General features: G+C 69.1%; 5 protein-coding genes. All 5 read right to left on the reverse strand.

Annotation, left to right across the window (positions count from 1 at the left end; genetic code table 11):
* Window positions 1-203: 203 nt before the first annotated feature.
* Window positions 204-3,356, reverse strand: coding sequence for an efflux RND transporter permease subunit (locus Q4I23_RS10685; protein WP_498526215.1), 3,153 nt, complete (start codon window positions 3,354-3,356; stop codon window positions 204-206).
* An 87-nt stretch (window positions 3,357-3,443) separates the two neighbouring features.
* Window positions 3,444-4,544 (reverse strand): efflux RND transporter periplasmic adaptor subunit, encoded by a 1,101-nt coding sequence (locus tag Q4I23_RS10690; RefSeq protein WP_498526216.1) that lies wholly within the window; start codon window positions 4,542-4,544, stop codon window positions 3,444-3,446.
* Window positions 4,541-5,791, reverse strand: coding sequence for an enterobactin transporter EntS (entS, locus tag Q4I23_RS10695; protein ID WP_498526217.1), 1,251 nt, complete (start codon window positions 5,789-5,791; stop codon window positions 4,541-4,543). The genes Q4I23_RS10690 and entS overlap by 4 nt, the downstream gene beginning before the upstream one ends.
* 106 nt (window positions 5,792-5,897) lie before the next feature.
* Window positions 5,898-7,835: a TonB-dependent receptor domain-containing protein gene (locus Q4I23_RS10700; RefSeq protein WP_498526218.1), complete on the reverse strand. Its 1,938-nt coding sequence runs from the start codon at window positions 7,833-7,835 to the stop codon at window positions 5,898-5,900.
* Between the two features lie 217 nt (window positions 7,836-8,052).
* Window positions 8,053-9,738 (reverse strand): PepSY-associated TM helix domain-containing protein (locus Q4I23_RS10705; RefSeq protein WP_498526219.1); only part of this gene is annotated, 1,686 nt, incomplete at its 5' end.

Below are 9,738 nucleotides of genomic sequence, written 5' to 3' on the forward strand. Positions count from 1 at the left end.
GCCAGCGCGGACGATGTTGACATGGTCGGAAATAGCGCGCCGTTGACGGTCCGGGCGGGCACGGGAATCGCCGCCGGCCTTCTGCCGGGACCGCGAATTGCGTTTACATATATGCAAATGATTCTTATTCGCAATATAGGGTTATACTTCAGAAGCCGCAAGTATTTTTTGCATTACGGAATATGTTTCTCTCGCTTTCAGGCTCAGCTTCCCGCTTCTGCCACCCTCCGGTCGTGTGTCCTGGCGCCCAAGCGGTCGGACAGGCGGAAGACCAGGGACAGCACGACGGGCAGGACCGTCACCGTCACTAGGCTGGAGATCAGCAGGCCGCACAGCACGACCAGCCCCAGCCCGCGGTACAGCTCCGTCCCGGCGCTGGACACCGCCACCATCGGGATCAGGCCGGCGACGGTCGTCACCGTGGTGATCAGGATGGGGCGCAGTCGGCTCTGCAAGGCGTCGGCGATGGCCTCCGCCCCGGACATGCCGTGCGTCCGTCGGTTCACGGCGGCCTGCTCGACGATCAGGATGGGGTTGTTCACCACCGTTCCGACCAGCACCAGGAAGCCCATCATCGTCAGCACGTCGAAGGGCTGGGGCGGGCCGAAGCCTCCGGGCAGGCCGGCGACGAGGTTGTAGAGCCACAACCCGACCAGCCCGCCGCCGATCCCCGTGGGCACCACCGCCATGATGATCAGCGGATAGCCCCAGTGAGAGAAGACGGCGACCAGCACCAGATAGGTGATGGCGAGCGCCAGCAGGAACCCGCCGGTCAGGGCGGAGCGCAACTCGTCCAGCGATCCGCCGGCCCCGGTGATGCGGGTGCTCATCCCGTCGGGAATCACGCCCTCGGCGCGCAGCCGGTCCACCAGATCGGTCCGCACCGCGGCGATGCCGGATTCCAGCGCCACCGACCGCGGCGGGATGATGGTCAGGGTGACCGTGCGGAACCCGTCGATCCGCGCGATGCTGGAGGAACCCACGGTTTCCCGCAGCTCGGCGAGGCTGGACAGCGGCACCGGGGCGCCGCGGCCGGTGTGGAGCACCAGATCGGCGAAGCCCTGGCGGTCGCGGCCCAGGCCCCCGGCCACCCGCAGATAGATGTCCAGCGTCTCGTCGTTCAGCAGATATTCGTCGGCGAAGGCGCCGTCCGAATAGGCGCGCAGCGTGTAGCCCAGCTCTGCCAGCCCGATGCCCATCTCGCCCGCGCGCTCCCAGTTCGGGTGCAGTTCCAGGAAGGGCTGCGACATGGCCAGAGTGGGCGGGGAGGGATCGCTGTTGACCTGCCCGTCGGGGAACAGATCGCCCGCGCGGTCGAGCACCGTCAGCGCCGTGGCGTAGAGCGTGGTCAGGTCGCCGCCGCTCAGCTCCAGCCGGATGGCGCGGGCGCCGCCGCTGTTGCCGGAGAAGATCGACCCGCGCGCGGCGAAGCCGCGCATGCCGGGAATCGCCCGCATCCGCTTGGTGACGTTGGCGATCAGCGCGTCGGTGTCGGCGGGGTTCATCGGCTCCGTCACGAAGCGGATGAAGCCGGGCCGGATGAAGCTCAGATTGACGCGCAGCGGCGGAATGCCGGTCTCGGCGTCGGTGTCCGCGGCGCCCACCTGACGGCTCAGCAGCGGGTCGATCTGCCGCCAGACCTCCTGCATCGAGTCCATGCTGTATCCGGGCGGGGCGGCCAAGAAGCTGAAGACGGTGGCCTCCTCGCCCTCCGGCAGATATTCGGCGGGTGGCACCATGGTGAGCATGACGGCCACCATGGCCGCGGCGGAGACGGCGAGGATCGCCAGCTCCCGCCGGGCGCTGCGCAGCATCCAGCGCACCGCCACACCCAGCGTGCCCTCCTTCTGCGGAGCCTTTCCTGCCGGGGACGCCACCGACCAGCGCCCGGCGACGACGGGAACCAGGACCAGGGCGGCGAACATCGACATGACGACGGCGCCGGTGATGGCGATGGCGATGTCGGAATAGAGCTGCCCGGCCTCCGCCGTGATGAACAGCACCGGCAGGAAGACCAGGACGGTGGTGAGGGTGGAGGACAGGATCGCCGGCCACACCTCGGCGATGCCGTCCTCGGTCGCGGCGGCCTTCGACTTGCCCGTGCGCAGATGGCGGGCGATGGCGTCCAGCGCGACCACGCTGTTGTCCAGCGTCATGCCGATGGCAAAGGCGACGCCGGACAGCGAGATCACGTTGATGCTGCGCCCGGCGGCCGCCAGGACCAGCAGGGTCGCCAGCGTGCAGACCGGCATGCTCGCCGCCGCCGCCGCGGTCGCCGGGATGGAGCGCAGGAACAGCAGCAGTACCACCGCGGCCAGGACGCTGCCGGCGATCAGGTTGCTCAGCACGTTGTCGATGGACCGTTCCATGTAGCGCACGTCCTCTGACAGCAGCCGCATGGACAGGCCGCGCTCCTTCAGGGCGTGGCGGTTCAACTCGTCCACAGCGTCGGTCACCGCTTCCTTGACGGCGATGACGTTGGCGCCGGCCCGCTTGCCGATGGTGACGAGCAGGGTGGGGCGCCCGTCGGCGAAGGCGACGCTGCGCGCCTCTTGGGTCGCCATGGTTACCGATCCGACGTCGCGCAGGCGGATCGCCGTTCCGTTCTCCCGCGCGACGATCAGATCGGCCAGATCCTCCAGGTCGGCGAAGCGCCCGATGGTGCGCAGGAAGTAGCGGCGCTTGCCGAAGTCGCGGTCGCCGCCGGAGACGTCGCGGTTGCGCGCCCGCACGGCGTCGCGCACCGTCCCCACATTCAGGTTGCGGGCGGACAGTTTCATCGGGTCGAGCAGGATGTGGATTTCCTGCGCGGCCCCGCCGATCACCTCGGCCTTCGCCACGCCGGCCACACGCTCCAGCCGCGGGCGCAGGACGTTCTCGATCCAATTGGTCTCGCGCTGGATGGACACCGGGTCGGTGGCGCCGTCCAGCCGCTCGACACCGAAGAACAGGAAGGGCTCCGCCGTCGCGGACTCGGCGACGATGCGCGGGCGGTCCACCGTCTCCGGATAGTCGGTGACCTGCGACAGCGCGTTGTCGATGTGGATCAGCGCCTCGTCGACGGAGGTGCCGGAGGGAAACTCCAGCTCCACCTGACCGCCACCGAATTCGGCGCTGGAGGACAGGCGGACGAGGCCGGGGATGGCGCGCAGGTATTTCTCCTGCTCGATCAGGATGTCCTGCTCGACGTCCTGCGGGGTGGCGCCGGGCCAGTTGGTTTCCACCATGATCCGGCGCGGGCTGATGTCGGGGATCATCTGCACCGGAATGCGGAAAACCGACACCGCGCCCAGCAGGCACAGGATCAGGACCGACACCAAAGCAGCCAGCGGGTTACGCAGGATCAGGCGGGTCATTGTGACTCCGGAAAAAGGTCCAAGTCCTTCAAGAGAAATCCCCTCTCCCCGGAGGGGAGAGGGTTCATCAACACGCGCTCCGACCCCTCACCCCACCATGTCCGGGACGACCGGCTGGTCGGGGCGCAGGCCCTCGTTGCCCTGGACGACCACCAGATCGTCGGGGCGAAGCTCGGGGCTGAGGATTTCCACATGGTCGCCGGAATGGCGGCCCGTGCGCACCGCCACCGGGCGGGCCACCGCCCCGTCGCCGCCGCGCTGCACCACCCAGACGCGGGCGCTGCCGTCGGGATGGCGCTGCACCGCGTCCGCCGGGACCTGGAGCGCGATCTCCGCCGTTCCGGGCGCCGGGCCGAGCGCGACGCCGACGCGCGCCGACATGCCGGGCATCAGCCGCCCTTCGGGGTTGGGAAGCGCGATGTGGACGCGGAAGCTGCGGCTGACCGGATCGGCGGCGGGCACCACCCGCTCGACCGCCGCGGCGATGCCGGCCCCCTCCGGCGCGTCGGCGACCAGAACGGTGACCGGCGTGCCGGCGGTGATGCGCCCGTGCTGGCGCTCCGGCACATCGACGACGACGCGCAACGGGTCGGTGACGGTGAGCTGAAGCACCGAGCCGCCGGACCCCACCCACTCCCCGCGCCCGGTGCGCCGTTCGGTCACCACCCCGGCGAAGGGCGCGGTCAGCCCGTGACGCGCCACCTGCTCCCGCTGGATGGCGACGGCGGCGCGGAGCTGGCGGACCTTGGCCTCCTCGATGGCGGCCTGGGCGAGCTGCGTGCGGTAGCGGGACTGCGAGACGCTCTGCACGCCGGCCAGCGCCTCGGCCTCGCGGGCCAGCCGCAGGGCGTCGCGCTGCAGGTGCTCGGCCTCGGCCAGGGAATGCTCCAGCCGTTCCAGTTCCAGCCGGGCGACAGTGTCGTCCAGCCGCAGCAGGGGGTGCCCGGCCTCCACCCGGTCGCCGGCCTCGACCAGCAGGGCGTCCACCCGGCCCTCGACCTGGGCGGACAGGGCGCTGCTCTGCGGCGACACCAGAGTGCCGGGGAGGTGCAGCGTCTGGCGGACGGGGGCGGCGACCACCGCCGTCACCTTCACCCGCGTCTGGGCGGCGACGGGAAGCGCCGCGGCGAGCAGGGCAGCGGTCAGCAGGATCGGCATGGCGCGGGTCATCATCCGGTTCCCCATCATCCGGTTCCCTCCAGAGCAGGGTCGCTCATTGGCGCTCCGCGCATCGTGGTGGCGGTGGCGGTCACGGCGGCGGCGAGCGCCAAGGCCCCCAAGCCCAGCGCCAGGATTCCGACGGCGGGGCTCAGCAGCGTCGCCAGCAGGCCCATGCCGATGGTGCCGGCGCTGTCGCCGAACACATCCTGGGCGGTCCACAGGCTGTTGACGCGGCCCAGCAGATGGTCGGGCGTGTGGCCCTGCACCATGCTGTATTCCAGGAGCGAGGCGATGGAGGTGGCGTAACCGAACAGCACCAGCACGGGCAGCGCCACATAGAGGCTTCCTGCGGCCCCGATCACGGCGACGCAGGCGAAGGCGCCCATGCAGGCACCGCCCATCACCGGACCCGGACGCTCCAGCCGCGCGGCCCAGCCGCTGAGTGCCGCGCCCAGCGTCGCCCCGATGGGAATGGCGCTGTACATCAGCCCGGTCTCGAAGGCGCCGCCGCCGAACACCTCCTCGACCAGGGCCGGGAAGAGGATGCGGATGGAGGTGGCGACCGTGGTCAGGCAGCCGAGCGCGACCACGCTCACGATCACCTTGTGGCCGAACAGGAAGGCGAAGGCCTGCGCCATGGCGCGCAGCGGGTTCTCCCCGGCCTCGCCCTGCGGCATCATCCGGGGCAGGCCGAGCAGGGTCAGGACGGTCAGCCCGGTGCCCAGTGCCGTCAGCAGATAGACCCAGCCGACGCCCAGCCCGGCGATCAGCAGGCCACCCAGCGCAGGCGACAAGATGGTGGCGACGCGCATCGACAGCATCCCCAGCGCGCGGGCCTGCACCAGATTGGCGCGCCCGACGAGATGGGGCATCGCGGCCAGCAGGGCGTTGACGCCGATCGCTCCGAAGAAGCCGTCCCAGAAGGACAGGGCGTAGATCGCCGGAAGGGACGGGGAGGGCAGCGCCGCGTTGGCCGCCAGCCCGAGGAAGCCCAGGCCGCAGACGCTGCGGGCGGCCAGGATCAGGCGGCGGCGGTCCATCCGGTCGGCCAGCACGCCGCCCAGCAGCAGGCCCAGGAACATGCCGATGCCGTCGCAGGCGGCGGCCATCCCGACCTGAAGGCTCGACCCGGTGAGGGCGTAGACCTGGAGCGGCACCGCCACCGACAGCAGGCCGAGCGCCATCAACGAGATGGTCCGGGCGATCAGCACGCGGCGGAAATCGGGGTTGGTTCTCAGAAGGCTGAGATCGACGAAAAGGTTCGACAGGGTCATGGGCGGGCCTTTCCGGCACCGGCGCCCGCGGCAACGGGACCGAGGGCGGCTTTCAGACAGCGGGCGCGCCCGCCCCCGGAGCAAGCCGGGGACGGGCGGCGGCGGATCAGAAACGGTAGTTGGCGGAGACGTAGTAGTTGCGTCCCACCTCCACCGACGTGAAGTTGACGTTCTTCTCGCTGAGGATGACGTCGGTGATATTCTTGACGCCGGCCCCGACGGTCAGCGCCTCGGTGACATCGGCGCTGACGCCCCAGTTCAGCAGGGTGTAGCCGGGCATCTTGCTGGTGCCCTGCAGCTGCGGGCCGGTGTAGCTGGTCGACACCGACGTGCTGATGTTTTCCAGCGCCTGCCACGTCAGGGAGGCGTTGATCTTGTGGCGCGGACGGTAGTCCAGCTCCGCACCGTTGCTCTGCTCGGTGTAGAGGTAGGTGTAATTGCCCGCCAGCAGCAGCTTCGGCGTCAGGCTGACGGAGCCGGTCACCTCCACGCCTGAGATGTCCACGTTGTTGATGTTGCTCCAATTGCGGGCGACGGCCACCGGATCGTAGACCGCCTGGATCATGTCCTTGACCTTGTTGTGGAACAGCACGACGCTGCCGTCCCAGCGGTCATAGCGGGTTTCCAGGCCGATCTCGTAGTTGGTGCTGGTCTCCGGTTCGAGGTCCGGGTTGCCCGACAGGAAGCAGCGGCCGCCGCAGCTGACGATCCGGTATTCGCGGCTGAGCTGGTAGGCGTCCGGCGCCTTGTAGCCCTGGCTGACGCCGGCCTTCAGCGACAGCGCGTCGGTCAGCGCATAGACGACGTTGGCGCGGCTGGTGAATTTGCCGCCGAAGATCTCGTGGTGGTCGTAGCGGGTGCCGACCGTCAGGGTCAGCCCGTCGATCAGCCCGATCTGGTCCTGGAGATAGACGGCCTTCTGCCCGATCTCCGACTTGCCGGACTGCAGGAAGGTGTTGGGGTCCTCCACCGTCTGCTTGCGGTATTCCGTGCCCGCGGTCAACCGGTTGAAGCCGAGCTGGAAGTTGGAGCGGCCGTGCAGGAAGAGGTTCTTTTCCTTCAGGTGCCGCTGCTGCGGCGCGTTGAAGGACGAGTTGTAGTCGTCGATGCGGCCGTCTTCGTAGTTTGCCTCCACCAGCGTGTCGCCCCAGCCCCAGTTGCCGCGGTGGGCGGCGCCGAAGGTGTTGCGGACGATCTCCTGCTTCTGGGAGGAGAGCCAGCGGTCGTAATAGCCGCGGGGCCGGTTGTCACGGTTCAGGCCGTAGTTGGCCTCCAGCGTCTGGTTCTCCGTCACGTCGAAGGCCAGCGTGGTCAGCAGGTTCGCCAGGTTCTTCTTTTCCAGAACCGGAACGACGCCGTTGTAGCGGGAGTCGTCGTACCAGGCCTGTCGGTTGAAGTATTCGGCGGAGACCGAGGCCGAGACCTTATCCACGATCGGGCCGGCGGCGTAGAGGCCGGTGCGGTACTGGGTGCCGCCGCGGCCCGGCTCGACGACGCGGTAATCGCCGTTGATCTCGCCCGACCATGTGTCGGTCGGCTTCTTGGTGATGATGTTGACCACACCGCCGATAGCGTCCGATCCGTAGAGCGACGACAACGGGCCGCGCACCACCTCCACCCGCTCGATGGCCGACATCGGGATCGAGTGGTAGTCGAAGTCGCCGCCGCGCCACAGCGCGTCGGAGGTGGACACCCGGCGCCCGTTCACCAGCACCAGCGAGTAGTTGGCGCCCATGCCGCGGATCACCACCTCGTCGCGGCCCGTGGCGTCGGTGCGGTCGTTCACGCCCACCGAGCGGCCCAGGACTTCCGGCAGGCCGGAGGAGGCGACGCCCTCCCTCTTCAGGTCCTCCGACGTGATGACGGTGGTGAAGGCGGGAGCGGTCAGCGTGCTTTGCGGCGTGCCGGTCGCCGTCACCGTCACCGGCCCCAGCGTCTGGACGGCAGCGGGCGACCCTTCCGAGGCGGCCTGCTGGGCCAGCGCCGGCGTTCCCCCCGCCAGCGCGGCCGCCAGCGCCGCACCCACCATGGTTGCGGATTTCACCGCAGCCACCGGACGGCCGGCCGCCGTCCCTTCTTCTGCACACGCCCCCGATGTGCGATTGGTCATACTCATATCCCCTGATTAGACAAATACGTAGTTGCTAATGCGACTCATTCTCAACTACCTCTTTCGATTGTTAGTGCATATCCCTTTTCGCTGCAAGGACTATGACTCGGCGGAGTTGTTTTTCAGGTGGCCGCCATCACTCTCCGGGGGATCACTCCGCCGGATGGGCAAGCGGTTGGACGCCCACCTCCGAGTCCGAGCGCTCGACCGGGGAGGCCCAGACGCTGTCCCGCGGGCCGCTGAGGGCGCGCCGCGCCGCTCCACGGGCCATCGCGGCGAAGACCAGCCCACCGGCCAACGCCACCAGATCGACTCCGATCAACCCATCCGACAGCCAAAGACCCGGCATGACGAGGCCGAGCAGCGAGGTCGCCGGGATGGCCGCAGTGGCCACCGCGCTGACCCACAGCAGTTCCACTCCCGCACGGGACGCCCCGCGCAGGAACGCCCAGGCGCAGGCGCCCAGAAAGACCGCGTAGTAGATGCCCCAATGCCAGGCGTGCAGGTCGTCCACCAGCCCGCTCAGCCACTTCCCGGCGGCGATGGTCAACGACAAACCGGCCACGCAGCCCAGGCAGACTCCGACCGTCCCGGCGGCCAGCAGGCGCGTGGCACGGCTCTGCTCGACCGGGCCGACGGTCGACCGGCCTTTCGCCTGCCGCTCCGTCCGCCGCCGCGATTCGATCCACAGCAGGTTGCCGGTGTAGAACAGCGCTGCCCCGGCCAGCCCGAGCAGGAAGTAGGACCAGCGCACGATGCCGCCGCCGAAGCTCCCGAAATGCAGCGCGAAGAAGGCGGAGACGGTGGCCGACCATCCGTTCTGGTGTCCCGGCATGTATTCGGTGTCGATGATCCGGCCGTCCACCGCCCCCATCAGAACGAAGCCCTCCCGCCGCACCAGATAACGCGGGTCATGGCCCCAGACGCGCACGGTGGCGGCCCCGGTGCCGGCGTCGTGATACTCCAGGCTGACCGGCTGGAAGCCGGGGGCGAGGCTGTGGACGCGCGTCAGGAACTCCTTAGTCGGCAGCATGCCCGCCGGGCTCATGTCCTTTGAAACTGTGCGGAACGGGCTGCTGGCCGCCGCCACGGCGCGCATCTGCCCGCCATAGACCACACGGTCCAGCGTGTCGTAGATGTGGTCGTGCAGCCCGAACACCACCGCCGACAGGGCGATGACGATGTGGAAGGGCAGGCTGATCAGCCCCAGCAGGTTGTGAGCGTCCAGCCACAGGCGCTTCACGTTCCGGGTGACGCGCAGGATCAGGAAATCCTTGACCAGCGACGGCAGCAGGATGATCACGCCCGACACCAGGGCCACGACGTAGAGCGCGCTGGCGATGCCCGTCACCGTGGTGCCGATGTCCAGATCGCCCGGAATGCCCACGGTGCGGTGCAGGAAGTCCACCAGTAGCCCGATGCCCGACGGGTTGAGCTGTTCCACCGCCACCGATCCGTCCGGCGCCAGGGTGGCGGCCCAGGGGGCGGGGTCGAAGCGTTCCTCCGTCCAGGTCAGGCGCAGCGGCGCCTCTCCGGCCAGGGCCGGCCCGACCGCCAGGGTGAAGTCCCGCACCTCCGGCCGCAAGGCGCGCGTGGCGGCGACCAGGTCCTCCGCCCGGTCGAGCGTCGCCGGAGTCACCGCCACCGGCGGCGTGATCCAACGTTCCAGCGGTTCCTTGAACATGGTGAGGGCGCCGGCATAGAAGCAGACGAACAGGATCAACCCGGTCAGGATGCCGGTCCAGGTGTGGACCTGACGGTAGAGGCGCACGACGTCGGTGCGGATGGCCATGGCTCTGTCTCTTATACACATCTGACGCTGCCGACGATTATACGC

This window comes from Azospirillum sp. UFLA03-27, assembly GCF_059803775.1.